The sequence below is a fragment of the Cellulomonas sp. P2_B4 genome (assembly GCF_056404795.1).
In genome coordinates, this window is the sequence record NZ_JBFUDI010000003.1 from 222,437 (window position 1) to 246,860 (window position 24,424).

The window sequence follows — 24,424 nt, forward strand, 5'->3', positions numbered from 1 at the left end:
CGAGCGGTCATGTCCGACAACGTGCAGCTGCCCGCCCTCGGTGAGTCCGTCACCGAAGGGACCGTCACTCGCTGGCTGAAGAACGTCGGCGACACGGTGGAGGTCGACGAGCCGCTGCTCGAGATCTCGACCGACAAGGTCGACACCGAGATCCCGTCGCCGTTCGCCGGCGTGCTCGAGCAGATCCTGGTCCAGGAGGACGAGACCGTCGAGGTCGGTGCCACGCTGGCCGTCATCGGTTCGGGCTCCGGCTCGGGTTCCGACGAGGGTTCGTCGGCGCCCGCCGAGGCCGAGGCCCCCGCGCAGGACGCCCCTGCCCAGGAGGCTCCCGCCGACGAGGCCCCCGCCGAGGAGCCCGCCGCCGAGGCGGCTCCCGCCGAGGAGTCCGTCGAGGAGCACGAGGAGCCCGCCGCGTCGGCTCCGGCCGAGTCCGGCGGCGTCGGCGAGAACGTGACGCTCCCCGCGCTCGGTGAGTCCGTCACCGAGGGCACCGTCACGCGCTGGCTCAAGAGCGTCGGCGACACCGTCGAGGTCGACGAGCCCCTGCTCGAGATCTCCACGGACAAGGTCGACACCGAGATCCCGTCGCCGTTCGCGGGCACGCTGCAGCAGATCCTGGTCCAGGAGGACGAGACCGTCGAGGTCGGCGCCGTCCTGGCCGTGATCGGGTCGGGCGCCTCGGCACCGGCCGCTGCCTCGGCTCCTGCCGCCGCACCGGCTCCGGCCGAGCCGGTCGCCGCCCAGCCCGCTCCGGAGCCGCAGACCGCACCCGAGCCGTCGGCAGAGCAGGAGTCGGCCGCGCCGKCGCCCGTCGCCGCCACGCCCGCGCCGGTCCCGGCCACGCCCGCCCCGGCGCCCGCACCTGCGGCTGCACCCCAGGCGTCCGGCAGCTACCTCACCCCGCTCGTCCGCAAGCTTGCGGCCGAGAAGGGCGTCGACGTCTCGACCCCCACGGGCACCGGCGTCGGCGGGCGCATCCGCAAGGAGGACGTCCTCGAGGCGGCCGCCAAGGCCGAGGAGGCCGCGAAGGCCGCCGCCGCTCCGGCGCCTGCTGCGGCTCCGGCCGCCGCACCGAAGACGGCCGCCGCGACGGTCTCGCCGCTGCGCGGGACCACGGAGAAGGCCAGCCGACTGCGCCAGATCATCGCCGAGCGCATGGTCGACGCCCTGCACTCGCAGGCGCAGCTGACCACGGTCGTCGAGGTGGACGTCACGAGGATCGCGCGCCTGCGCGCCAAGGCGAAGGCCGACTTCTCGGCGCGCGAGGGCGTCAACCTCACGTTCCTGCCGTTCTTCGTCCTCGCGGCGATCGAGGGCCTCAAGGCGTACCCGAAGATCAACGGGGTGCTCGAGGGCAACACGATCACGTACCACGGCGAGGAGAACGTCGGCATCGCCGTCGACACCGAACGAGGCCTGCTGGTGCCGGTCATCCGTGACGCGGGCGACCTGAACCTCGCCGGCATCTCGCGCAAGATCGTCGACCTGGCCGGTCGCACCCGCCAGAACAAGGTCACGCCCGACGAGCTGTCGGGCGCGACGTTCACGGTGACCAACACGGGGTCCGGCGGAGCGATCATCGACACCCCGATCGTCCCCGGCGGCACCTCCGCCATCCTCGGCACCGGCGCGATCGTCAAGCGTCCGGTCGTCATCCAGGACGCGGACGGCGCCGAGGTCATCGCGATCCGGTCGATGTGCTACCTGTCGCTCTCCTACGACCACCGCCTGGTCGACGGAGCGGACGCCTCGCGCTACCTCAGTGCGCTCAAGGCCCGCCTCGAGGAAGGTGCGTTCGAGTCCGAGGTCGGTCTCTGACGCTCCGCACAGCCTGACCGCGGCCCGGTTCCCCTCGTGGGAGCCGGGCCGCGTGGCGCCGTCGGCACACCTCGCGTGGGAGCGATCCGGCGCCTCTTGTGACGCCTCGTGCTGGTGGGACGAACGAGGCACCTCACCGGTCCCAGCAGTCGCTCCCGCCCCACGTGGCGCCAGGTCGATCCGTCCGCCGTCGTCCCACCGGCGCGGGACACCGGCTCACCGGGCCGCGACGGCGACCCGAACGTAGGGTGAGCGCCATGCAGGTGGTGGTGGCGGGGTCGCACGGGTTCATCGGTGGTGCGCTGGTCCCGCAGCTGCGTCGCGACGGGCACCTGGTGCGCACCCTGGTGCGCGGCGAGACCCGCAGTCCCGACGAGATCCGCTGGGACCCGGACGCGCGGCAGCTCGACCCGACGGCCCTGGAATGGGCCGACGCCGTGATCAACCTCGCGGGCGTGAACCCCGGGACGCGGCCCCTCACGCAGTCGCGCAAGCAGCTCGTGGTGTCGTCGCGGGTCAACACCACCCGGTTGCTGGCCCGGACGCTCGCGGGTCTCGGCGACCGACCGCGCGTGCTGCTCCAGGCGTCGGGGATCGGCGCGTACGGCTCCCGGGGCGACGACGTCCTCGACGAGGACGAGCCGATCGGCACCACCTTCTTCGCGACCGTCGTGCGGCAGTGGGAGGCGGCCACGGCTCCCGCGCGCGAGGCCGGCGTCCGGGTGGTCCACCTGCGCACGGGCGTCGTGCTCAGCTCGCACGGCGGAGCGCTCGGCCGGCTGCTCCCCCTGATCAAGCTCGGCGTCGGTGGCCGGCTCGGCGACGGGCGCCAGTTCTGGCCGTGGATCACGCTCACCGACGAGGTCCGGGCGATCGAGCACCTGCTGACCTCGCAGGTCGAGGGGCCGGTCAACCTGGTGACCGCGGCCGACCGCAACGCCGACGTGGTCGCCGCGCTCGCCAAGGCGGCGCACCGACCGGCCGTCGTGCCCGTCCCCGCGTTCGCGCTGCGGGCCGTGCTCGGCGACTTCTCCTCGGAGGTGCTGGGCTCCAACCGCGCGGTGCCTGCAGTCCTGGACGCGGACGGCTTCGTCCCGACCCACCCCGACCTGGCGAGGGCCGCGGCCTGGGTGGCGGCGGGCGGCTGAGGCGGTCAGCCCGCGGGCTCGGTGACGTCCCAGACGCGCCACCCCTCGTCGGTCCAGCGCAGGCCGAGCACGACCGTCCGCGTCGCCGACCTACCGGAGGCCGTCGACATGGCGGCCGTCACGGCCACGTCCGTCGTGGACGGTCGGGACCCGTCGACGAGCCAGGCGTCCTCCACGTCGACGGTCAGCCCCGCCGACGGGGAGGCCGACTCGAGCAGCGCCGCGTCCGCGGTGTGCGCGGGGCCGTCGGCAACCTCGACGTCGCCGAGCCGCGAGACGTCCGCCTCCCCCACGACCGCCGCCCGGATCCGGCTCAGCTCGACCGCCGCGGCCACGGGGTCGTGCCCATCGGTGAGCGCGTCCTGCGGCGGCGCCGAGAGCAGCCGCCAGCCGACCGCGCCGAACGCCACGACCGCGACGCAGGCGAGCGCGACGAGCCGACCGGGGAATCTGCGCCGGGTCGAGCGGCGGGTGGGCGTCGGCGGCGCGTGCCGGGCGCTCGAGAGGAGCGCCGACGAGGCGAGCGACCCGGCGTCGGGAAGCTGGACCGGCTCCGGCTCGGCGGCCCGGAAGCACGCGTCGGCCAGCCGGGCCGCGTCGACGTTCGGGCCGCCGAGCACGTCGACGAGCGCGTCCCTCAGGACGAGCCCTCCCGCCAGCAGGTGCACGTCGTCGTTCGGCAGCTGAGCGATGACGGCCGCCGCCAGCGCGGTCAGGTCCTCGGTCGGCCCGGCCGCTCCGACGACGACCCCACGCAGGTCCCGGAGGATCGGGCGACCGTCGGGCCGCACCAGGATCGTGGACGCGTCCACCGCGCCGTGCGCCAGGAGGGCATCGTGCAGGGCACCCAGTGCACCGGCGACCGGGATGGCGACCGTCGCGGCCTCGCCGTCGGTCAGGGGCGACCGCGCGGCCCGGACCTGCGCGAGGGAGAGCCCCTCGGCGTGCTCCACGAGCAGCCCGATCCGGCCCGGCGTGAGCTCGGTGGCGTCGAGCAGCCGCGTCAGGTGGTCGTGCCGGACGCCGCGCAACCGGGCCACCCGTGCGACGAGGGTGTCGTCCTGGACGTCCGCGTCCATCAATTGGAGCTCGATCCGGTGGCCGGTCCCGTCGAGCGCGACCGCGAGCCAACGGTCGCAGCCGAGCAGGGTCGTCGCCCGGAACCCGAGGCGGGCGAGCGCGTTCTCGATGTCTGCGGGCACCGCCGTCGCGTCCATCCCGACATCCAAGCGAGGTCGCGACGGACGCGTCGGCGGTCGTCCACAGGTCAGGGCATGCGTACGGTGCGGCCCTCGTCGGCGGACATGCGCGCGGCGTCGAGCACCCGGGCGGTCCGGGCGGCGTCGTACGGGTCGACCGGTGCCGGTCCTCCGTCGACGACCCAGGAGACGACCGCGCGGTAGAGGTCGACGTGCCCTCCGCCGGCGCGAGGCACGGGCACCCGCTCCGAACCGTGGACCAGCCAGCCCTCGTGCTCCGGCTCACCCGGCCGACGGGTCTCCTCGTAGGCGTCGTCGAGGGCCGTGAACGGTGACGCCTCGCCCTCGAAGCTCGTCACGAGATACGCGCCCCCGTCGCCGAGAACGCGGGTCCGGGGCCCAGGGGCCCCGACGACGGCTCCGGCCTGCAGGTGGCTGATCACCCCGGAGGTGTGGGTCAGCGCCAGGAAGACGTCGTCGACCGCGGGCGTCGAGCGTGCGTGCAGCTCGGCGTAGACGGACGTGACGGGACCGAACAGCTGCGTCGCGGAGTCGACCAGGTGCGCCCCGAGGTCCAGCAGCAGGCCGCCGGAGAGCGGGTCGTTCTCCTTCCACCGGTCCTGCGGCACCGGCCGGAACCTCTCCCAGCGCCGCTCGAAGCGGTGCACGGTCCCGAGCGACCCTGACGCGAGCAGTGCCTGCAGCGTGAGCTGCTCGGTGTCCCAGCGCCGGTTCTGGAAGACGGTGAGGCGACCGTCGCCGCGGGAGGCCAGCAGCTCCGCGTCGTCGGCGGTCGTGGCCAGGGGCTTGTCGACGATGACGTGCAGGCCGGCGTCGAGCGCGGCCAGGGTGTGCTCGACGTGGTCGCCGGACGGGCTGGCGACCACGACCAGGTCGAGGTCGGCGGCGTGCGACAGCAGACCCGCCACGTCGGGCTCCACGACGGCGCCGGGCCAGTCGGCCTCGACCTGCTCGGCGCGGTTGCGCGTGACCACGGCGGTGACCTGCTGGCCAGCCTCCCGCAAGAGCCGGGCGTGGATGCCCCGACCCGCTCCGCCGTACCCGACCAGGCCCACCCGCAGCGCACTCATGGCGCTCACTCTAGGTCGGCGTGGTGGGCCTTCTCCTGAGGGTGTGAGAGGGCGCTGGGCCACCACGTCCGCCGGTCCAGGTCGTGCACGAGTGCCGGTACGAGCAGGCTGCGCACGACGAGCGTGTCGAGCAGCACCCCGAACGCCACGATGAAGGCGATCTGGGCGAGGAACAGCAGCGGGATGATGCCGAGCGCCGCGAACGTCGTCGCGAGGACCACACCTGCGGACGTGATGACCCCGCCCGTCACCGCGAGGGCCCGGACCACTCCGGCTCGGGTGCCGACGACGACCGACTCCTCCCGGACGCGCGTCATCAGGAAGATCGAGTAGTCGACCCCGAGCGCGACGAGGAACACGAACGCGTACAGCGGCACGACCGGGTCGGCGCCCGGGAAGCCGAGGACGTGGTTGAAGACGAGGGCGGCCACCCCGAGCGCGGCCGCGAACGACAGGACGTTGGCGACGAGAAGCAGGGCCGCCGCCGCGACCGAGCGCAGCAGGAGCATGAGGATCAACCCGATCACCAGCAGCACGACGGGGACGATCACCCGCAGGTCACGCTCGCTCGCCCTCTGCGTGTCCAGCGTCTCGGCCGCCGCCCCACCGACCACGGCCGTCGGGCTCGCCGCGTGCACGGCCGTGCGCAGGTCGTCGACGACCGCCACGGCGGCCTGGGAGTCCGACGAGGCCTCGGTCGTGACGTCGAGGCGCACGCGCCCGTCCACGACAACCGGCGGCGCGTCCTGCGACCCCGGGGCGCCACCGGTGTACGGCGCGACGGACGACACACCGTCGACACCCTCGGCAGCCGACGTCACGGCGTCGACGTCGGCCTCGTCGACGATCACGATCGCGGGCTGGACCGCACCGGCCGGGAAGTGGTCGACGAGCACCGCCTCGCCGGAGACGGCGTCCACGTCGGTGAGGAAGACGTCGACCTGGCTCGTGCCCGACGCCTTGAAGGTCGGCAGGAACGCGGCACCGACGCACAGGACCAGGGCGGTGAGGATCCACACGGGTCGCGCCCGCCGGCCGACGAAGCGGGCGAGCCGTGCCCAGAGGCCCGGACCGTCCGCCGGGTCGGGCTCGGCCGTGGGGTCCACGTGCGCGTGCGCCACGTCGGGCACGGTCGCCGCCTCGGACGGTCGCGGCGCGCGCGGCCAGAACAGGAACCGGGACCGACGCCCGCCGATCAGCAGCATGGCCGGCAGGAGGGTCAGGGCACCGAGCATCGCCGACGCGATGCCGATCGCCGCCACGGGCCCCAGCGAACGGTTGGAACCCAGGTCCGAGAGCAGCAGGCAGAGCACGCCGGCGATCACGGTGCCGGCGCTCGCGACGATCGGCTCGACGCAGGCGCGCAGGGCCTGGCGCATCGCGTCGGCCGGGTGCTCGACGCGCGCGAGCTCCTCCCGGTACCGCGCGACGAGGAGCAGCGCATAGTCCACGGACGCGCCGACGACGAGGATCGAGAGGATCCCCTGCGACTGCCCGTTGAGCACGAGCGTGCCGTTCTTGGCCAGGTGGTAGACCACGAGCCCAGCCAGGCAGAGGGCGAACACGGCCGTGAAGATGACCACGAAGGGCAGGAACGGCGAGCGGTAGACGAGCACGAGGATGAGGAGCACGGCGCCGAGCGCCACCAGCAGCAGGACACCGTCGATACCGCCGAACGCGGTCACCAGGTCGGCGACGAACCCTGCCGGTCCGGTGACCCACGCCCGCAGGCCCAGCTCCCCGGCGGAGGTGGCGGTGGCGCCGAGCGACTCGTCGAGGGAGGCCCGCAGCGCGAGGACGAACGAGTCCGTCACCCCCTCGTCGTCGGCCAGCAGCTCCTCGGCCTTGTCCGCGTCGAGCGAGAACGCGACGAGGAGAGCCTGCCCGTCCTCGGACGGGACGACCGCGACCTGCCCGACGAGGTAGTCGGACCAGGTCCCGTCGTTGCCGGCGGGCAGAGCCTGGTCCGGCACGGCCGCCGCCCAGTCCTGCACCGCACCGAGCTGTTCGGGCGTGACGTCGCCGCCGTCCTGGGGCTCGAGGACCACCAGCGCCGGTAGGGTCGGCGTGTCGACGAAGGCCTTGCTCTCGGCGGCGGCCCGGGTGGACTCGGCCGACGCGGGCAGGAAGGCGGCGGCGTCGTTCGTCTGGACCTGCGAGAGCTTGCCCTGAGCCATGCCGCCCAGTGAGCCGATGCCGAGCCAGACGACCAGCGCGACGCCGACGAGGACAGCGCGGACCACGGTCCGACGACGATTACTCAGCATGCTGAGTATCATTGACGTGAATGCTCCGCACGGCAAATTGGAGGCATCGTATGGAGCAGGAGCTCGACCCTGCTTCGACGGACCCCGCGGACTGGCCCGCCGGACGGCTGCTGTCCGCGGCCGCGCGCCGGGTGGAGCGCGACTGGAACGCCCACCTGGCCGCGTGGGACCTCAACCACGCGAGCCTGCCGGTGCTCGTCCACCTGGCCATCGGCCCCCTCTCGCAGCGCCAGCTGGCCGCCGCGTGCGGGGTCACCGAGCAGACGACCAGCCGCGTGGTCGCGCGCATGGAGCGCACCGGCTACGTGACGCGCACGCCGCACGCCCAGGACCGGCGCCGGCTGGTCCTGTCGATCACCGACTCCGGTCGTGCCGCGCTGGCCGTGGCGTCCGACCGCGAACCTGCCGAGGCGATGGTGACCCGCGGGCTGACGGCCGACGAGGTCACCGAGCTGCGCCGCCTCCTCACGCTCGTCGCCCGGCCGGAGCAGCCCGCCGAGGATCCCGGGTTAGCCTGACGGCATGCGGTTCGACGAGCTCGACCTCGGCACGCGCCTGCTCCCCTACGAGCCGACGTGGCAGCTGCAGCGCGAGGTGCACGCGGCGGTCGCGGACGGGACGCGCGAGGACGTCGTCCTGCTCTGCGAGCACGAGAGCGTCTACACGGCGGGCAAGCGCACGGCGAAGGCCGACCGGCCGGTCGACGGCACCCCCGTGGTCGACGTCGACCGCGGCGGGCGCATCACCTGGCACGGCCCGGGCCAGCTCGTCGGCTACCCGATCGTGCGGCTGGCCGCCCCCATCGACGTCGTCCGCTACGTGCGCGCGCTCGAGGAGGCACTGATCCGCACGTGCGCCGACCTGGGCCTGGAGACCATCCGCGTGGAGGGCCGCAGCGGCGTCTGGTTCGCCGCGACCGCGACGCAGCGGGAACGCAAGGTCGCCGCGATCGGCGTCCGCGTCTCGCGCAGCGTGACCATGCACGGGTTCGCGCTCAACTGCGAGCCGGACCTGTCCGTCTACGACCGCATCGTGCCGTGCGGCATCCCGGACGCCGACGTGACGTCCCTGTCCGCAGAGGCCGGCCGACGCGTGACGATCGCCGAGGTCACACCCCTCGTCCGCGGTCACCTCGCGAACGCCCTCGAACCCCTGCTCGACGCCGTGCCGGCAGTGTGACGTCCCTGTGACGTCCAACTCCCTGGGCCGCCGGGCCGCCGTCCGCGGGTTAGTCTGACCGGCGTGACGATCGCAGCCGATGGCCGACGCATGCTCCGCATCGAGGCGCGCAACGCCGAGACCCCCATCGAGCGCAAGCCCGAGTGGATCCGGACCCGCGCGACGATGGGCCCCGAGTACACCGAGCTCAAGGGCCTGGTGAAGCGCGAGGGCCTGAACACGGTCTGCGAAGAGGCCGGCTGTCCCAACATCTTCGAGTGCTGGGAGGACCGCGAGGCCACGTTCCTCATCGGCGGCGACCAGTGCACCCGACGCTGCGACTTCTGCCAGATCGACACCGGCAAGCCCGCAGCGTTCGACGCCGACGAGCCGCGCCGCGTGGCGGCGTCCGTGCAGGCGATGGGCCTGAAGTACTCGACCGTGACCGGCGTGGCCCGCGACGACCTGCCCGACGGCGGCGCGTGGCTGTACGCCGAGACCGTCCGCCAGATCCACGCCGTGAACCCCGGCACCGGCGTCGAGCTGCTCATCCCGGACTTCAACGCCACGCCCGAGCTTCTCGACGAGGTCAATTCGTCGGCGCCCGAGGTCCTCGCGCACAACCTCGAGACGGTCCCCCGCATCTTCAAGACGATCCGCCCGGGCTTCCGCTACGACCGGTCCCTGTCGGTCATCACGCGGGCGCACGAGGCCGGTCTGGTCACCAAGTCGAACCTGATCCTCGGCATGGGCGAGACCACGCAGGAGGTCGTCGAGGCGCTCGCCCAGCTGCGTGAGGCCGGCTGCGACCTCATCACGATCACCCAGTACCTGCGCCCGTCCGTGCGCCACCACCCCGTGGACCGCTGGGTGCGTCCGGAGGAGTTCGTCGAGCTCTCCGCCGAGGCCGAGCGGCTCGGGTTCCTCGGCGTGATGTCCGGTCCACTGGTCCGCTCGTCGTACCGTGCCGGCCGCCTCTGGGGCCAGGCGATGCGCCGCTACGGCCGGCCGATCCCGGAGGCCCTCGCCCACCTGAGCGAGCCGACGACGTCCCGCCAGGAGGCGGCGAGCCTGCTCGCCCGCTGACGTCCGGAGCACCTCCGCTCGTCGGTAGACTTCCGACCCATGGCCCGCGACAACTCCTCCACAGCAGCGCCCGTCAAGAAGCAGCGCTGGTACCACCAGCTGTGGCAGGTCTTCCAGATGACCCGGAAGTCCGACCCGGCGATCACCTGGATCCTCCTGGCGATCTTCGTCGGGATCATCGCGATCGGCGTCGCCGTCGGCCTCGCGCTGAACGCGCTGTTCTTCTGGCTGCTGCTGAGCATCCCGTTCGCCGCGCTCGCCGCGATGTTCGTGCTCTCGCGACGAGTCGAGAAGGCCGCGTTCGCGCAGATCGAGGGCCAGCCGGGCGCCACGCTCTCCGCGCTGCGCAGCATCCGCCGCGGCTGGAACTTCCCCGAGGAGCCGGCCGCGTTCGACCCCAAGACCCAGGACCTCGTGTTCCGCGGTGTGGGTCGGCCGGGCGTCGTGCTGGTCGGCGAGGGTCCCGCTCCGCGGATCAACAAGCTGCTCGAGGCCGAGCGCAAGCGCACCGCGCGCGTCGTCGGCGGCGCGCCGATCATCCTGATGCAGATGGGCGAGGGCGAGGGCCAGATCCCCCTGCGCAAGATCCCGCGCTCCGTGCAGAAGCTGCGCAACAAGCTGACCAAGGCGGAGGTCGCGGAGGTCAACAAGCGGCTCACCGCGCTCGGCGGCGCCCGGCTCCCGATGCCCAAGGGCGTCGACCCGAACCGCGCGCGCCCGGACCGCAAGGGCATGCGCGGCCGCTGAGCCGCTCACAGGACAGACGCCCGAGGCAGTGGCCCGCGACCCGTTCTGGAACCACAACACGCACTACCACCCGCTCGCGCTGCGGCATGCGCGGTCGGCGGCCACCGCGCTGGACGTGGGGTGCGGCGAGGGACTGCTCGTCCGACGCCTGCGCGAGGCCGGCGTGCCGCGCGTCACCGGGCTCGACCTCGACCCTGCCGAGGTCGCTCGGGCCGTCGGCGGACCGGGCATCTCGTACCAGGCCGGCGACGTGCTGGACGGCCCGGCGGAAACCTTCGACCTCGTCACGTGCTTCGCGACGCTCCACCACCTGGACCTCGAGGCAGGCCTGAGGAGGCTGGCAGCGCTGACCGCGCCCGGCGGCCGCCTCGTCGTCGTCGGCCTGGCCGCCGTGCGCACACCCGTGGACGCCGCGACGAGCCTGGCCGCGGTCCCGGTCGCGTGGGCCGTCGACCGCGCCCGGGGCACGTGGGAGCACGGCTCGCCGATGGCGGACCCGGTCGACGGCTACGGCCACGTCCGACGAGCGGCCCGCGCGATCCTGCCCGGGGTGCGCTGGCGTCGTCGGATCTACTGGCGGTACAGCCTCGAGTGGCAGCGGCCCGGCTGACGGTCAGCGCCGGACGATGGCCGTCCCGGCGACCCGGTCGTGCATCCCGCGCCCGTCCGCGTCCCAGATGACCGCCGGGATGACCAGGCAGAGCAGCAGGGTGCGGGTCAGCGCGCTGAGGAAGCCGGGCGCGCCGGTCTCCCAGGCGCGGTCGGCGGCGGCGGGCGAGTCCGCCGGGAAGATACGACGCACGCGCAGGCCGAGCAGGCGGTGCCCGAGCGTGTTGCCGATCGAGCCGACGAGCAGCACGTTCTCGAGCGCGAAGATGCCGAGCGTCGCGAGAGAGCTCCCCCGCGTCAGGTAGAACCCCTCGGTCGTGACCGGGAAGAACACCGCCGAGATGGCGAGGCACGCGAACCAGTCGATGACGAGCGCGCCGACCCGGCGACCGAGCCGGGCGAGCGACCCGGTGCCCTCCGACGGCAGTCCGAGGCGGTGCCCGCGGCGGTCGGCGGGGTCGCCCCCGGCCGGTTCGCCTTCGAGCCACGAGCTGAGGTCACGCCGATCTGCCACCCGAGCAGGGTACGTGCCTCTACCACTCACGGGAGCGCAGAGCGAGACGGACATCCGCCCGAAACATCCCGGGTACCCGGCGTTCGTAGGTTGTGCCCACTCGCTCCGCTGAAGACACCGGAGTGCCGAGTCGTGCCTGAGGGGTACCAATGAGCGGAAACGCCGTGCGTCGCGAGGCCATCTGGAACGTCGAGGCCTATGTTCCCCCCGCCGTGAGCTTCAACGGGGACGAGACCCCCGGGGAGATCTTCGGTGCGAACGTCTTCAGCAAGACGGTCATGCAGAAGCGCCTGCCGAAGTCGGTCTACAAGTCCGTCATGGCCACGATCGAGCACGGAGCGATGCTCGACCCCGCGATCGCGGACTCCGTCGCCTCGGCGATGAAGGACTGGGCCCTCGAGAAGGGCGCCACCCACTACGCCCACGTCTTCTACCCGCTCACCGGGCTGACCGCCGAGAAGCACGACAGCTTCTTCGAGCCGGTCGGCGACGGCACGTCGCTCGCCGAGTTCGCGGGAAAGACGCTCGTGCAGGGCGAGCCGGACGCCTCGAGCTTTCCCAACGGCGGCCTGCGCAACACGTTCGAGGCCCGCGGCTACACGGGCTGGGACGTCACCAGCCCGGCGTACATCCTCGAGAACCCCAACGGGAACACGCTGTGCATCCCCACGGTCTTCGTCTCGATGACGGGCGAGGCCCTGGACCACAAGACCCCGCTCCTGCGCTCGCAGCAGGCCATGGGCGAGCACGCCGCGCGCATCCTGACGCTCTTCGGGCACGAGAACCAGAAGGTCGTCGCGTTCTGCGGTCCCGAGCAGGAGTACTTCCTCGTCGACCGGCACTTCTTCCTGGCACGCCCCGACCTGCTCAACGCCGGCCGCACCCTGTTCGGGACGAAGCCGCCAAAGGGCCAGGAGTTCGACGACCACTACTTCGGCGCCATCCCGGACCGTGTGCTCGGCTTCATGATGGACACCGAGCGTGAGCTCTTCAAGCTCGGCATCCCGGCCAAGACCCGCCACAACGAGGTCGCCCCGGGACAGTTCGAGATCGCCCCGATGTTCGAGCGCGGGAACATCGCGGCCGACCACCAGCAGCTGCTCATGACGACGTTCAAGACGATCGCCAAGAAGCACGGCATGGAGTGCCTGTTCCACGAGAAGCCCTTCGCCGGCGTCAACGGCTCCGGCAAGCACGTGAACTTCTCGCTCGGCAACAACGACCTCGGCTCGCTGCTCGTCCCGGGCGACACCCCGCACGAGAACGCCCAGTTCCTCGTCTTCTGCGCCGCGGTCATCCGTGCCGTGCACAAGTACGCGGGTCTGCTGCGCGCGTCGGTCGCGTCGGCGACGAACGACCACCGCCTCGGCGCCAACGAGGCTCCCCCGGCGATCATCTCGATCTTCCTCGGCGACCAGCTCGCCGACGTGTTCGAGCAGATCGCCAAGGGCGCCGCCACCTCGTCCAAGGGCAAGGGCGTCATGCACATCGGCGTCGACACGCTGCCCGTCCTGCCGACCGACCCGGGCGACCGCAACCGCACCAGCCCGTTCGCCTTCACGGGCAACCGCTTCGAGTTCCGCGCGCCGGGCTCGATGCAGACGGTGGCCGGCCCGATGACGACGATCAACACGATCATGGCCGACTCGCTGGACTTCTGCGCCACCGAGCTCGAGGCCGCGATCTCCGCGAGCACCGACTTCGACCAGGCCGTCCAGACGCTCCTGACCGAGATCATCACCGACCACGGGAACGTCGTGTTCAACGGCGACGGCTACTCCTCGGAGTGGCCCATCGAGGCGGAGCAGCGCGGCCTGGCCAACCTCAAGACGACGATGGACGCCCTGCCCGAGCTCATCACCGAGTCGGCGATGGAGCTGTTCGAGCGGTACGGCGTCTTCAACCACCGCGAGATGCACAGCCGCTACGAGATCGGGCTCGAGCAGTACGCCCTGACGATCGGCGTCGAGGCACGCATCGCGCTCGAGATCGGCACCACGGCGATCCTGCCCGCGGCCGTCAAGCACCAGACCGACATCGCGCTGAACATCGGAGCGCTCAAGGCCGCGGGTGCGGAGCCGGACCTCGCGCCGCTCGACGAGGTCAGCGTCCCGCTCGCCGCGCTGCGCGCCGGCCTGGCCACGCTCCGCGCCGCGCTCAAGGCCGACGTCGGGCACTCGGCGCTCGCCGAGGCCGAGCACGCCCGCGACGCCCTGCTGCCGGCCATGGCCGACGTCCGGGCCGCGGCCGACGCCCTCGAGGAGCTCGTCGCCGACGAGCTCTGGCCGCTGCCGACCTACCAGGAGATGCTCTTCATCCTCTAGCAGCACACGTTCTTTCGACGAGCGTGTGGGCCGCCCGGCCTCGTGGATCGGGCGGCGCACACTCCTCGGACACCGGCCTCCCGCCTCTGGGAACCGGGCATAGGGTCAGGCCGTGGTAACACGGAGCGGACTTCCGTAACGCTGTCGAAACATTCAATACACGACAGAGAAACGGCCCGCTCGTACCCTGCCTGTGCCCGACCTGATGGGAACCCCCGACCGAGGAGCAGCGGATGTTCAGCAAGCCAGAGGAAGTCCTGGCGTTCATCAAGAGCGAGGACGTGAAGTTCGTCGACGTCCGCTTCTGTGATCTGCCCGGCACGATGCAGCACTTCAACGTCCCGGCCGCCTCCCTGGACGCCTCGTTCTTCACCGAGGGTCAGATGTTCGACGGCTCCTCGATCCGTGGCTTCCAGGCGATCCACGAGTCCGACATGAAGCTCATCCCGGACGTGACGTCGGCCTACATCGACCCCTTCCGGGTCGAGAAGACGCTGAACATCAACATGCACATCGTCGACCCGTACACCGACGAGCCCTACAGCCGCGACCCGCGTCAGGTCGCCGCCAAGGCCGAGGCGTACCTCGCGTCGACCGGCATCGCCGACACGGCCTTCTTCGCCCCCGAGGCCGAGTTCTACATCTTCGACGACGTGCGCTTCAAGACGGCGCAGAACGAGTCGTTCTACAAGATCGACTCGTTCGAGGCGGCCTGGAACACCGGCCGCGAGGAGGAGGGTGGCAACCTCGGCCACAAGATCCCCTACAAGGGTGGCTACTTCCCCGTCCCGCCGGTCGACGGCTTCGCCGACATCCGCGACGAGATCAGCCTCCAGCTGGACGCCCTGGGCCTCGGTGTCGAGCGTGCCCACCACGAGGTCGGCACCGCCGGCCAGCAGGAGATCAACTACCGCTTCGACAAGCTGGCGATCTCCGGCGACAAGGTCATGCTCTTCAAGTACGTCGTGAAGAACGTGGCCCACAACAACGGCAAGTCGGCAACCTTCATGCCGAAGCCGCTGTTCGGTGACAACGGCTCGGGCATGCACGTCCACCAGTCCCTGTGGAAGAACGGCGAGCCGCTGTTCTTCGACGAGAAGGGCTACGGCGGCCTGTCCGACCTCGCCCGCTGGTACATCGGCGGCCTGCTCAAGCACGCGCCGTCGCTGCTGGCGTTCACGAACCCGACGGTGAACTCCTACCACCGCCTGGTCCCCGGCTTCGAGGCCCCCGTCAACCTGGTCTACTCGGCCCGCAACCGCTCCGCGTGCATCCGCATCCCGGTCACCGGTTCCAACCCGAAGGCCAAGCGCATCGAGTTCCGCGTGCCGGACCCGTCGTCGAACCCGTACCTCGCGTTCGCCGCCATGCTCATGGCCGGCATCGACGGCATCCAGAACCGCATCGAGCCGCCCGAGCCGGTCGACAAGGACCTGTACGAGCTGCCCCCCGAGGAGCACGCCCTCATCCAGCAGGTCCCGGGTTCGCTCGGCGAGGTGCTGGACTCCCTCGAGGCCGACCACGACTTCCTCACGGCGGGCAACGTCTTCACGCCCGACCTGATCTCGACGTGGATCGACTACAAGCGCAACGCCGAGGTGGACCCGATCCGCCTGCGCCCGCACCCGCACGAGTTCGAGCTCTACTACGACGTCTGATCGTCCACGGCTGCTCCCGTGAGCGTCTGACCCGTCGTACCGGCACCCCAGTCACCCTCGGTGGCTGGGGTGCCGTCTTCTCCCGACGACGCACGACGGCGTCCCGGCCAACCCCCTGCACCGGCCGGGACACCGTCGCGCTGCCGCGCCCTGCCCCGACCTCACACCATGCACTGGGTCCAGGGCCGGCAGATCGGCAGGCGGTGGGACACCTGCGCATGACTCATGACGGGCTCGCCGCCCGACGTTGCCTGGTGCGCGCCCGCGCTGCAGGAGCAGAGCCCTGCGGCCAACGCGACGGTGACGAGGATGCCGAAGCCCTTCTTCATGGTGCCCTCCGAGGTGATGGGCGCCGCCGGGGGGCGGCGCTGGTGACCGGTATGGACCCCGCCGGTATCGCAACGGACCCGGCCCGGTATCACCGCGGTATCGCGACCGTTGACGGTCCCCGGAACGGGGCGGACAGTTCGGGAGATGGGCATACAGGTGCTCGGACCTCTGACCGTCGGCGGCTCGGACGGGTACGGGCTGCGCGATCGCGTGGTCCTGGAGGTGCTGGTCGTCCGGGTCAACGAGACGGTCGACACCGAGGTCCTGGCCGATGCCGTCTGGCCCGAGACCCCGCCCGCCAGCTGGTCCAAGGTGGTCCAGGGGTGCATCAGCCGGCTGCGCAAGCGCCTGGGCCCGGACGCCATCGAGACCACCTCGTACGGCGGCTACGTGCTGCGGCTGAACGACGACCAGATCGACAGCCGCCGGTTCGAGCGCCTGGTGGGACGGGCGCGTGACCATCTCGCCGACCACGACCCGGACAGGGCCTCGTTCGCGCTGGACGAGGCGCTGGCGATGTGGCGGGGCCGCGCGCTGGCGGACCTCGACGAGTGGGAGCCGGGCCGGACCGAGGCCGAGCGGCTGGACGGGCTGCGGATGGACGCCCAGGAGCTGCGCGTCGAGGCCGAGATCGCCGCGGGGCGCGCCCGGGCGACGCTCGAGGACGCCCGCGCGCTCGTCCGGGAGGCGCCGTTCCGGGAACGTCGCTGGGCGCTGTACGCCCGCGCGCTCTACCAGTCGGGCCGGCAGACCGATGCGCTCGACGTCCTGGGTCAGGCCCGGCGGATGCTGCGGGAGGAGCTCGGTCTGGATCCCGGCACGGAGCTGTTGGCTCTCGAGGACGCGATCCGTCGCCAGGACCCCGAGCTCGAGCGGCCGGAGTCGCTGACGGTCAGCCTGGTCTGTCCCTACCGGGGCCTGCTGCCGTACGAGAGCGACGACGCGGAGACGTTCTTCGGCCGCGAGGCGGACCTGGAGTCCTGCCTGGCGCGGTTGCGTGCCCAGGGCGTCCTGGCGGTCGTCGGTCCCTCGGGCACGGGCAAGTCGTCTCTGGTACGCGCGGGGGTCGTCGCCACCCTGCTCGACGAGGGCGTCCAGGTCGTGGTGACGAGCCCGGGCGGCCGCCCGCTCGACACCCTGGGCGGCCTGCCGTCGCGACCGCCGTTCCCCGTGCTGGTGGTCGACCAGTGCGAGGAGGCGGTCACCCTCTGCGACGACCGGGCCGAACGGATGGCGTATCTCGACCGCGTCGCGACGTACGAGGGCTCGGTCGTCCTCGCGCTGCGGGCGGACCGGCTCGGCGAGCTCTCGACGAGTCCCGGCTTCGCGCGGCTCGTCGAACGCGGTCTGTACCTGCTGTCACCGATGAGCGAGGTGAACCTGCGCGCCGCGATCGAGGGACCGGCGCGCCAGGCGGGTCTGCGGCTGCAGCCCGGTCTCGTCGACCTGCTCGTTCGTGAGGTGGAGGGCGAGCCCGGCGCGCTGCCGATGCTGTCGCACGTCCTGCGGCAGACCTGGGAGCGACGCGAGGGTCCGACACTGACCGTCGACGGCTACCGGGCGACCGGCGGGATCCGGGACGCCGTGGCCCAGTCCGCGGAGAACCTCTACACCGGGTTCGACGAGCTGCAGCAGACCCAGGTGCGGGCGATGTTCCTGCGGCTCGTGGCGCCCAGCGACGACGGCGCGCCGCCGGTTCGTGCGCGCGTGCCGCGGCAGACGCTCGCGCTCGACGATGCTCACGAGCGCCTCATCGACCTCCTCGCCGCCGCCCGGCTGGTCAGCAGCGACGAGGGCGACGTCCAGATCGCGCACGAGGCGCTGGCCCGTGAGTGGCCGCGGCTGCGCGGGTGGCTGGAGGACGACGTCGAGGGTCAACGCGTCTTCCGGCACCTGGCCACGTCGGCAGAGGGCTGGGAGCTCATGGAGCGGCCCGACAGCGAGCTGTACCGCGGCGTCCGGCTCGCCGGGGCGTGCGAGTGGGCGGACCGGCACCACGGCGAGCTGACCGAGACCGAGCAGTCGTTCCTCGACGCGTCCGCGCGGAACGCCGAGCGCGAGCTCCGGGCGAAGGCCCGCACCAACCGTCGGCTGCGGCTGGCCCTGACCGGTGTCGGGACGATGCTCGTCGTCGCACTCGCGGCCGGACTCGTGGCCGCTCAGGCGGCGCGGAGCTCCGACGAGCAGGCGCAGGTCGCGCAGGAACAGGCGCAGCGGGCCGATGACCAGGCACGGATCGCCGACTCCCGCAGGCTCTCGGCCGAAGCACTGGCGACGACTACGCCCGATCTCGCCGTGCTGCTCGGCGTGCAGGCTGTGCGGCTCGACGACTCATTCGCCGCGCGCACCACGTTGCACGACGTGCTCGAACGGACCGGGGACCTCGTCGCGGTCGCCCGCGGGGCGGGGAACTTCTTGGACGTGAGCCCCGACGGCAGCACCATCGCCGTGACCAGTGCATTCGGTACCGACGACGAGGGCCAGGCGACGTTCGACGCGCAGAACCTGACGAGAACAGGCGGACGGTCCGACCTGCGCACACTGTCCCTCACGTACTCGCCCGACGGCACGAGTCTCGCCGTGGCGGTCGTCGACCCAGACCCGTCGGGGACGCAGATCGAGCTGCCCGACAAGCAGCCCGTCCGCCTCCTCGACGCGCAGACGCTCGAGGAGACAGCAGTTCTGGGCGGCTTCTCGGAGGGCGCCTACGTCGATCGGGACGCCCTGGTCTTCAGCGCCGACGGCTCACGGATCGCAGCCGTCACCTGGCACGACAACTGGCCCGACGAGGCACTCGTCTGGGACACCGCTCAGCCTGCCCGACCGATCCGGCGTATCCCCATGCCACAGATCTACGGACGAGTCTTGCTGAGCCCCGACGGGCAGACCGTCTACGTCATCCAGCGGTACGGCACGGACAGCCTCCGCGCCTTCGATGTCGACACGGGCCGCCGACTGCTGGCCGGGACCCCCGAGTACCGGGGCGAACGGGAGGCGATCATCGCGCTCAGTCCGGACGGCTCGACCCTCGCCCATTCGGACGCCGACGGGGTCGTCATCCTCGACGCCACGACGTTCGAACCGCGGTTCACGCTCGTCGGCGAGTCCGAGGGTGTCAATGCGCTCGAGTTCGGCCCGGACGGCACCCGCCTCGCGGCCGGCTACACCGACGGGAAGATCGTTGTCTGGGATCTCCCCACTCGGAGTCAGGCGCGCGCCCTCCTGGGGCACACCAAGGAGGTCACCGACCTGGCCTTCAGCCCCGACGGGACCACCCTGTACTCCGTAGCACCGGACCGGATGCTGCTGGCGTGGGACCTGGACGGGACGGGCGGGTTTCCGGGGTGGCGTTCGTACCCCACCGAGCCGGAGGGGATCGACCTCGCGCGCAGCATCCCGTCGCCGGACGGGACCAAGGTCATGTACCAGTCCTACGGCAATGGCCTGCAAGGCCAATCGATGCAGTTCCGCGACCTGGAGACCGGCCGCCTGACGCCGCTCACGCCGGTGCATGCCTCGGGGCCGGCACAGTTCGTATGGAGTCCGGACTCGAGCATGCTCGTGTCCGCGGACACCGATCCGGAGACCGGTATCCCCTGGCTGGAGGCCTGGGACCCCGACACGGGCGCCTCGATCCGGCGCAACGACCACGCCCCTGGCAACAACCTGGCCTTCACGCGCGACGGACGTACGATCTTGTCTCTGGGCACCGACTTCGTCTGGATGATGGATCCGGCGACTCTCGAGGTGGTACAGCACCCGGTCGCCCTGCCCGCGCTGGACGCCGAGGAGTGGGACGTCCCGCTGCTCAGCCCCGACGATCGCACACTGCTGGCACGTCGATGGAGCACCAACGACACGCTCGCTGTGGTCGACCTACGGGCGGGCACGACTCGCGACGTGCTCCTCGACAGCTATCCCGACACGATGGCCTTCTCCCCCGACGGAACCAGGCTCACCGTCTACTACGGCGCCGAGAGCACGTGGGGCGTGATCGACGTCGCCGCCCTCCGCGAAGGGCGGCTCGAGTACGCCATGGACCTGCGCAGGTTCCCGAGCAACCACGTCTGGGAGATGACCTACACCGCGGACGGCTCGCAGATCATCACGACAGGAAACGGGGCCGTGGACCTGTGGGAGGCGCGAACGCTCCAACTCCTGGGCAGCCTGAGCGCCGGCAGCCCCGACGACGTCGCGATCGCACGCCCCCTGGGTGACGAGCACACGCTTGTCGTCGCCCAGCCCCGGGGCAAGGTGCTCATGTGGGACACCCGGCCGCAGCACGTCATCGATGTCGCCTGCCGCCTAGCGGGTCGCAACCTCGATCAGGACGAGTGGGCCCTGTACCTGAAGGACCGCGAGTACGAGCCTGCCTGCCCCGAGCTCGGCTAGTACACGTCGCGCACGTACCGCTTCTCCTTGGCCAGCTGCTTGAGGTAGCCGGTCGCGTCCTCGTCGGAGAGGTGCCCGTGGGTCTGGGCGATCTCGTGCAGGGTCTTGTCGACGTCCTTGGCCATGCGGCTCGCATCGCCGCAGACGTAGAAGTGCCCGCCCTCCTGCAGCCACGACCACACCCGTGAGCCGTTCTCGCGCAGCCGGTCCTGGACGTAGATCTTCTGCCGCTGGTCGCGGGAGAACGCCAGCGTCAGGTGCGTCAGGTGGCCGTCGTCCCGCCACGCCTGCATCTCGTCCTGGTAGTAGAAGTCCTTCTCGGAGTTGCGCTCGCCGAAGAACAGCCAGTTCCGGCCGCGGTGCCCGAGCGCCTGGCGCTCCTGCAGGAAGCCGCGGAACGGTGCGATCCCGGTGCCTGGGCCGACCATGATCATCGGGGCGCTCGCGTCGGTCGGTGGCCGGAAGTGGTTCGTCGGCTGGACGAACACGGGCACGTCGGCCGTGTCGCTGTGGTCGGCCAGGAAGGTCGAGCAGACCCCGTGCCGGGCCTGACCCTGGTGCTCGTACCGGACCGCGGAGACCGTCAGGTGCACCTGGGTCGGCTCGACGAGCGGGCTCGACGAGATCGAGTAGAGACGCGGCTGGAGCCGCTTGAGCACGGCGAGCCACTCGGACACGGGGGCCACGACGGGGTACTCGGCGAGCACGTCGATCGCCTGCCTCCCCCACAGCCACTGCTGCAGGCTGGTCCGGTTCCCCGAGCGCAGGAGGGTCGCCAGCTGACGGCCCGGGTGGTGCTCGTTGACGAACTTCAGCAGGTCGGGCGTGACGTTGACGATCTCCAGGTGGTTCCGGCACGCGTCGCGCAACGAGACGCTCCCGACGTCAGTCAGGTCGACCGCCGTCTCCCCGTCCAGCCGGGTCGCAGCCAGCCAGGCCTCCACTGCGGCGGGGCTGTTGACCGGGCGGACGCTGAGCGCGTCGCCCGCGCGGTAGGTGAGGTCCGGGTCGATGTCGAGCCCGAACTGGCGCACGTCCTTGGTCGACCCGGCGGCGCCGAGCCGGACGTTGCGGGTCACGCGCGTCACGAGCGGCGTGTGCCGGGAGTAGCGGGCGAGCGTGCCGGCCGACGACGAGACGACGGCGGCCGTGGCAGAGGGCGCGAGCAGGGCGGAGACCCGCAGGAACCACGCCTGCGCGGGCTCGCTGTCACCGGGTTCGCAGTCGGCACGGTCGGTGAGACGTTCGGCGCCGAGCTCGCTCATCCGGGCGTCGAGCCGCCGACCGTGGCCGCAGAAGTCGCCGTAGCTCGAGTCGCCGAACGCCAGGACGGCGTACGGCAGGCCAGCAAGGCTCGGTGCGTCGTCGGCGGCCAACGCGCTCCAGAACGTCTCCCCGTTGTCCGGGGAGTCTCCGTCGCCGAAGGTGCTGCTGACCAGGAGGACGGGGTCACCGCCGGGCAGACCCGCCACGTCGTAGTCGTCCATGGCGACGAGCGCGACGTCGATGCCGGACGCACGCAGCCGGTCGGCGAACTCGACCGCGTGCTCCTCGGCGTTCCCCGTCTGCGACGCCCAGAGCACCCGGACGCGTGCTCGGGCCGGGGCACCGGCCGACGGACGAGGCCCTCCCCGGTGGAATCCCGCCAGCATCCCGTTGATCCAGGCGCGGGCGTTCTCGTCGAACGGCGCCGAGTCCGGCAGCACCGCGGGCTCGGATACCGGGAGCTGGTCGTGCGCCCACAGCAGGCCCTGCAGGTAGCTCTCCTGCTCCCGCGACAGGTCCGGCGGGCCGCTGGGGGTGCTGCCCAGGCCGGTGAGGATCAGGCCCGTCGGCGAGGCGGCCGCGACGGCCGGCGCTGCGGTCGGGGTGGCAGGCGCAGCGGCGGCCAGCTTCGTGAGGGCGACGGCCGAGACCTTGAACTCCGGCTGGAACGAGAGCGGGTCGACGGCGTCGTTGGTCACCGCGTTCACCGCGAGGTACTCGCCGTAGGTGTCGTTCCAGTGGAACGGTGCGAACAGGTTCCCGGGCAGCACGCGGTCGGACACCGAGGCGGGGAGCACGGCGCGGCCGCGGCGCGAGGCGATCTCCAGGGAGTCGCCGTCGGCGATGGACAGGCGTGCGGCGTCGTCGGGGTGGAGCTCGACGAACGGCCCGGGGTCGAGCTTGTTGAGCTTGTCGACCTTGCCGGTCTTGGTGAGCGTGTGCCACTGGTGCTGCAGCCGCCCGGTGTTCAGGATGAACGGGAAGTCGTCGTCGGGCATCTCGCGGGCGTCCATGTGCGGGCGGGGGAAGAACACCGCCCGGCCGCTCTTCGTCGCGAAGGCGAGCCGAGGGCGGCTGCCGTCCGCGCGCTCCAGCAGGTGCTGGCTGACACCGTCGTTCAGGTACCGGATCGGGTTGCGGCCGTCGTCGTCGGGACGCGTCGCGTCCTGCGGCGGGCTCGGCCACTGCACCGGCGTGCGCTCCAGCCGCTCGTACGTCACACCGCGCAGGTCGTACCCGGTCCGCGGGTTCCAGAACTGCGTGATCTCCTCGAAGACCTCCTCGGCCGACGCGTACGTGAACGCGTCCGCGAACCCCAGGGCGCACGCGACCTCGGCGATGATCTGCCAGTCGGGCATCGCCTCACCGACGGGGTCCGCCGCCTGCTGCAGGAGCGTCAGGTTCCGCTCGGAGTTGATCGTCACGTACGTCGACTCGGCCCACAGCGCGCCGGGCAGCAGGATGTCCGCGTACTCGTTGGTCTCCGTGTCCACGAACACGTCCTGCGCGATCACGAGCTCGCAGCTCTCGAGCCCCTGGATCACTGTGGTGCGGTTGCTCACCGAGGCGACGGGGTTCGTGCAGATGATCCAGCAGGCCTTGATGCTGCCGTCGACCATCCGCTGGTACATGTCGATCGTGCCGGTGCCCACCTCGGTGCGCAGGGTTCCGTCGGGCAGACCCCACGCCGTCTCGACGAACGCGCGGTCCTCGGGGTCGAGGACGCTGCGCTGGCCCGGGAGGCCCGGACCCATGTAGCCCATCTCGCGGCCACCCATGGCGTTCGGCTGCCCCGTCAGCGAGAACGGGCCGCTACCGAGGCGGCAGATCGCGCCGGTCGCGAGGTGGAGGTTGACCAGCGCGTTGGTGTTCCAGGTGCCGTGGGTGCTCTGGTTGAGGCCCATCGTCCAGCAGGACATCCAGTTGTCGGACTCGCCGATCCACCGGGCGGCGGTGCGCAGGTCCGCCTCGCAGATGCCGGTGAGCCCGGCGACCGTCTCGGGCGGGTAGTCCGCGACGAACGAGGGCATCTGGTCCCAGCCCTCGGTGGCCTCGGCGATGAACTCCTCGTCGATGTGCCCGTCGGCGACCAGCAGGTGCAGGAGCCCGTTGAGCAGGGCGAGGTCGGTCCCGGGCTTCACCTGGAGGAACAGGTCGGCCTTGTCGGCGGTGGCGCTGCGGCGCGGGTCGACGACGATGAGCTTCGCCCCGGCCCTGACCCGGTCCATCATCCGCAGGAAGAGGATCGGGTGGCAGTCGGCCATGTTGGAGCCGATGACGAGGAACACGTCGGCGTGGTCGAAGTCCTGGTAGGACCCCGGAGGCCCGTCGGAACCCAGCGAGAGCTTGTAGCCGGTCCCGGCGCTGGCCATGCAGAGCCGGGAGTTGGACTCGATCTGGTTGGTGCCGACGAAGCCCTTGGCGAGCTTGTTGGACAGGTACTGCGCCTCCAGCGACATCTGCCCCGAGACGTAGAACGCGACCGCCTCAGGCCCGTGCTCGTCGATCACGGCACGCAGCCGTCGCGCCGCCTCCTGGATCGCGTCCGCCGTCGGGCGCGGTTCGAGCGGCGCCCCTCGTTCGGGTCGGACCATCGCCTGCTCGAGGCGCCCGCCGGCCGCGAGCATCTCGGCGCTCGTCGCCCCCTTGGTGCACAGCCGGCCGCGGTTGGCCGGGTGCTCCTTGTCGCCCGACGCCTTCGCGACGCGCCGCCGTCCGGTCGCCGGGTCGACGGCGATCTCGAGCACCATGCCGCAGCCCACTCCGCAGTAGGAGCAGGACGACTTCACGGTCGTGGTGGCGGGCGTGGTCACGTGC

The 24,424-nt window shown here is 71.7% G+C and carries 16 protein-coding genes; 10 read left to right on the forward strand and 6 right to left on the reverse strand.

Going from position 1 to position 24,424, the window contains the following annotated elements; all coding sequences use genetic code 11:
* Positions 1 to 9 precede the first annotated feature (9 nt).
* Complete coding sequence (gene sucB, locus AC1DZC_RS06030) at positions 10 to 1,818, forward strand: 2-oxoglutarate dehydrogenase, E2 component, dihydrolipoamide succinyltransferase (RefSeq protein ID WP_477042590.1); 1,809 nt, start codon at positions 10 to 12, stop codon at positions 1,816 to 1,818.
* Positions 1,819 to 2,075: 257 nt separating this feature from the next.
* A complete protein-coding gene (locus tag AC1DZC_RS06035) occupies positions 2,076 to 2,966 on the forward strand; it encodes a TIGR01777 family oxidoreductase (RefSeq protein ID WP_477042591.1) in 891 nt (296 codons plus the stop codon).
* A gap of 5 nt (positions 2,967 to 2,971) precedes the next feature.
* Here AC1DZC_RS06035 and AC1DZC_RS06040 read toward each other — a convergent pair whose 3' ends face one another.
* Genes AC1DZC_RS06040 through AC1DZC_RS06050 form a run of 3 tightly spaced genes read right to left on the reverse strand, consistent with a single transcriptional unit; the run spans position 2,972 to position 7,535 of the window.
* The gene (locus tag AC1DZC_RS06040) at positions 2,972 to 4,183 is read right to left on the reverse strand and encodes a hypothetical protein (protein WP_477042592.1); all 1,212 of its coding nucleotides are present in this window, start codon (positions 4,181 to 4,183) and stop codon (positions 2,972 to 2,974) included.
* 50 nt (positions 4,184 to 4,233) lie between these two features.
* On the reverse strand, positions 4,234 to 5,256 hold the full coding sequence (locus tag AC1DZC_RS06045; RefSeq protein ID WP_477042593.1) for a Gfo/Idh/MocA family protein: 1,023 nt from the start codon (positions 5,254 to 5,256) through the stop codon (positions 4,234 to 4,236).
* Between the two features lie 5 nt (positions 5,257 to 5,261).
* Positions 5,262 to 7,535: an MMPL family transporter gene (locus tag AC1DZC_RS06050; protein ID WP_477042594.1), complete on the reverse strand. Its 2,274-nt coding sequence runs from the start codon at positions 7,533 to 7,535 to the stop codon at positions 5,262 to 5,264.
* A gap of 38 nt (positions 7,536 to 7,573) precedes the next feature.
* Between AC1DZC_RS06050 and AC1DZC_RS06055 the strand changes: the two genes are divergently transcribed.
* From AC1DZC_RS06055 to AC1DZC_RS06075, 5 genes are all read left to right on the forward strand, one after another.
* Positions 7,574 to 8,041 (forward strand): MarR family winged helix-turn-helix transcriptional regulator, encoded by a 468-nt coding sequence (locus tag AC1DZC_RS06055; RefSeq protein ID WP_477042595.1) that lies wholly within the window; start codon positions 7,574 to 7,576, stop codon positions 8,039 to 8,041.
* Between the two features lie 4 nt (positions 8,042 to 8,045).
* Entirely contained in the window at positions 8,046 to 8,702 is a 657-nt protein-coding gene (lipB, locus tag AC1DZC_RS06060; protein ID WP_477042596.1) for a lipoyl(octanoyl) transferase LipB, read from the forward strand.
* 63 nt (positions 8,703 to 8,765) lie between these two features.
* Positions 8,766 to 9,767, forward strand: a complete 1,002-nt coding sequence (gene lipA, locus AC1DZC_RS06065; protein ID WP_477040028.1) for a lipoyl synthase — start codon at positions 8,766 to 8,768, stop codon at positions 9,765 to 9,767.
* Between the two features lie 39 nt (positions 9,768 to 9,806).
* Complete coding sequence (locus AC1DZC_RS06070) at positions 9,807 to 10,514, forward strand: DUF4191 domain-containing protein (RefSeq protein WP_477040029.1); 708 nt, start codon at positions 9,807 to 9,809, stop codon at positions 10,512 to 10,514.
* A 28-nt stretch (positions 10,515 to 10,542) separates the two neighbouring features.
* Positions 10,543 to 11,124, forward strand: coding sequence for a class I SAM-dependent methyltransferase (locus tag AC1DZC_RS06075; RefSeq protein ID WP_477042597.1), 582 nt, complete (start codon positions 10,543 to 10,545; stop codon positions 11,122 to 11,124).
* Between the two features lie 3 nt (positions 11,125 to 11,127).
* On the opposite strand, the gene AC1DZC_RS06080 is transcribed toward AC1DZC_RS06075, so the two are convergent.
* The gene (locus AC1DZC_RS06080; RefSeq protein WP_477042598.1) at positions 11,128 to 11,637 is read right to left on the reverse strand and encodes an RDD family protein; all 510 of its coding nucleotides are present in this window, start codon (positions 11,635 to 11,637) and stop codon (positions 11,128 to 11,130) included.
* 149 nt (positions 11,638 to 11,786) lie between these two features.
* Here AC1DZC_RS06080 and AC1DZC_RS06085 point away from each other — a divergent pair, with 149 nt between their 5' ends.
* Both AC1DZC_RS06085 and glnA read left to right on the forward strand, forming a co-directional pair.
* Positions 11,787 to 13,961, forward strand: coding sequence for a glutamine synthetase III family protein (locus tag AC1DZC_RS06085; RefSeq protein WP_477042599.1), 2,175 nt, complete (start codon positions 11,787 to 11,789; stop codon positions 13,959 to 13,961).
* A gap of 233 nt (positions 13,962 to 14,194) precedes the next feature.
* A complete protein-coding gene (gene glnA, locus AC1DZC_RS06090) occupies positions 14,195 to 15,619 on the forward strand; it encodes a type I glutamate--ammonia ligase (protein ID WP_477040033.1) in 1,425 nt (474 codons plus the stop codon).
* A gap of 161 nt (positions 15,620 to 15,780) precedes the next feature.
* Here the strand turns inward: glnA and AC1DZC_RS06095 are convergent, their stop codons facing one another.
* Positions 15,781 to 15,948, reverse strand: coding sequence for a hypothetical protein (locus tag AC1DZC_RS06095; RefSeq protein WP_477040045.1), 168 nt, complete (start codon positions 15,946 to 15,948; stop codon positions 15,781 to 15,783).
* Positions 15,949 to 16,093: 145 nt separating this feature from the next.
* Between AC1DZC_RS06095 and AC1DZC_RS06100 the strand changes: the two genes are divergently transcribed.
* Positions 16,094 to 20,341, forward strand: coding sequence for an nSTAND1 domain-containing NTPase (locus AC1DZC_RS06100; protein WP_477042600.1), 4,248 nt, complete (start codon positions 16,094 to 16,096; stop codon positions 20,339 to 20,341).
* Here the strand turns inward: AC1DZC_RS06100 and AC1DZC_RS06105 are convergent.
* A complete protein-coding gene (locus AC1DZC_RS06105; RefSeq protein ID WP_477042601.1) occupies positions 20,338 to 24,420 on the reverse strand; it encodes a molybdopterin-dependent oxidoreductase in 4,083 nt (1,360 codons plus the stop codon). The genes AC1DZC_RS06100 and AC1DZC_RS06105 overlap by 4 nt on opposite strands.
* Positions 24,421 to 24,424: the final 4 nt, after the last annotated feature.